Origin of the sequence: Dietzia sp. CW19 (genome assembly GCF_014145265.1) — a bacterium.
In the GTDB taxonomy this organism is placed as follows: domain Bacteria; phylum Actinomycetota; class Actinomycetes; order Mycobacteriales; family Mycobacteriaceae; genus Dietzia; species Dietzia natronolimnaea.
In genome coordinates this window covers 1-2575 of the sequence record NZ_JAALEE010000412.1, presented here as the reverse complement: position 1 = coordinate 2575, position 2575 = coordinate 1, and the positions used below count along the sequence as shown (strand labels likewise).

1 protein-coding gene is annotated in these 2575 nt (G+C 72.3%); it reads left to right on the top strand.

The window, feature by feature from the left end; genetic code table 11:
• Positions 1 to 2575 (top strand): condensation domain-containing protein (locus G6021_RS12295; RefSeq protein ID WP_182641408.1); only part of this gene is annotated, 2575 nt, incomplete at both ends.

Below are 2575 nucleotides of genomic sequence, written 5' to 3'. Positions count from 1 at the left end.
CGGTGCGCGCCGAGCATCCGGAGCTCGCCCTGGCCGGTGTGGTCGTGCATTCCGGCGACCCCGACGCCGCCGGATGCGCGGTGGCAGCCGACCTCCACCGCCACGGGGCGGCCCGGTGGCCCACGACGATCCACCTCACCGGGGAGTCGTGGCAGGACGAGGTCGTTGTCGACCACCCCGTGTCGACCGATTCGGACGAGCCCCGGGACCAGCCGCCCCCGCGCGTCGTGGTCATCGGCGGACTCGGCACCTTGGGCCGCCACATCGCCACCTCCTTCCTCGCGGCACGTGCGAGCGTCACCCTCACCACCCGTCGCAACGCGGGCGACGTGGCCTCCGCGCTCGTCCCCAGGGGTGCCTCCGTGGTCACCTGGGACGGCGCCGACGCCGCAGCGCTCGCCGGCGTGTTGAGCGACATCCCGGGTCCGGGCCCCCTGATCGTGGTGCAGTGCACCGGGGTGGTGGGCAAGGAGAGCTTCGCCACCGTCCAGGAGTCGGGGGCGGAGACGCTACGGGCCCACGATCGTGCGCGGGTGCAGGTCTGGGACGCCCTGGAGGATGCGGTGGCCCTGCTCGCCGAGAGGGCTCCCGACGTCCTTGTGGCGATGTCCTCGCTGGCCTCCGTGTCGGGCGGCTTCGGTCTGGCCGCGTACGCCGTGTCCTGCAGGGCCGTGGAACTGCGGTGCGAGAACGCTTCGCCGGCGGACGGGACCCGTCGGGTCGCGGTGGCGTGGGACGGATGGCGGACGACCGGTGCGGATGACGCCGCGTTCGCCCGGAACCTCCTGCGGCACGCTCTGGATCCGGAGGACGCCTCGACTCTGTTGCGCCGGATCGCCGCAGGACCGGCGCGGGGCACGGTGATCGCCAGCCGTCGCCCGCTCACGATCGAGGGTGCGGACGTTGACCGGGCAGCCGGCCCCGAGAATCTCCGGCAGACCTCCGGGGGATCCTCCACGGGCGCCTCGTCTGACGGCTCGCACGGTGACGAGGGTCGCGCGTCGCTCGATCGTCTCTGCGAATTGTGGGCCGACGCGCTCGGTGTTCACCGTGACGAGGTCGGCCCCGAGTCCGACTTCTTCGCCCTCGGGGGACAGTCCCTGGCCGCCACGAGATTGCTCGGCACCCTCCGCGACGAACTGGGTCTCGACCTGCGGTTGCGGGATCTCCTCGACGATCCGACGCCGGGGGGAGTCGCAGGAGTGGTCGTGTCGGATCCGGGCGGCGGGATGGATCGGGAGGAAGGGGCCTCGGGTGTGGACGCTGACCCCACAGGCCCGGCCCCGCTGACCCCGGTCCAGCGCGCGTACCTCCTGGGCCGCGAGGACGACTTCGGGATCGGAGGCGCGGCGTGCCACAGTTTTGTGGAGTTCCGCTCCCTGTCGCTCGACCCGGATCGGTTCGAGTCCGCCTTCCGCACCCTCGTGCAGCGGCACCCGATGCTGCGGACGGTCGTCGAGCTGGACGGGATGCACGAGGTCTACATCAGGCCCGAGGACTTCCGGCTCGACGTGACCGACCTCAGGCACTCCGACGACCCCGGCACCGGCCTCCAGCGGTGGCGGGACCGCCTGTCCCTGCGGCGCGCCCCGGCATCGCGGTGGCCGCTGGTCTGCCCCTACCTCGCGATCACCGCCGACGCGGTGCATGTGGGGTGGAGCATCGATGTGCTGGTCTGCGACGCCGACAGCTTCGGCCTCCTGCACTCCGAGATGGGAGTGGTCTATCGCGGTGAGGACCCTGGCCCGGCGCCGCTGCGCACCTTTGCCGACCACGTGAGGTCGGGCGCGGCGGGTGGGGGCGCGGGCGGAGCCCGGCAGGACGAGGACCGACGCTGGTGGGCCGAGCGGGTCCCGCACCTTCCCGCGGCTCCCGAGGTCTCCGGCGGAGCGGTCTCTGCCGCGCAGGTCCCGGTCGGTGGCTTTTCCCGGCACCGCTGGACCCTCGGTCCCGAGCTGAGCGAGGCGGTGGTCCGCACGAGCGCTCGGAGGCGGACCACGCCGGCCGCCCTGCTGCTCACCGCATACGCCCACATGCTGTGCGAGCTATCCGGCCGATCGGAGTTCTCGGTGATGCTCACGACCTTCGGACGCCCGCCGGAGATGGCCGGGGTCATCGGAGAGTTCACCGAGCTCTCCCTGGTGGGACTGCACACCTCGGCCGATCCTCACGCCTCCCTGGACTCGGTGGGCACCTCACTGTTCGAGGCGCTCGACCGGTCGAGCGTGTCGGGGATCGACGTTCTCGCCATGCGCAGCGCCCAGGAGGGGCGGCGGTTCTCGGCACCCGTCGTGTTCACCAGCACCCTCGGCGGGGAGGACGAGTCCGGTTTCGACGACGACTGGAGCGGTGAGCTCGTCGGCGGGATCAGTCAGACACCCCAGGTGGTGTTGGACCACCAGGCTTACCGCTGGGGCGGGAGCATCATCGCCCAGTGGGACTACCTCGCCTCAGCGGTCGACGGCGACCGCCTCGAGCGGGCCGTCGCCGTCTACTCCGACGCGGTGCGCACCCTCGTGGAGGACGCTGGTGCGGACCACGCAGGCCACGCAGGCCAGGCAGGCCAGGCAGGCCA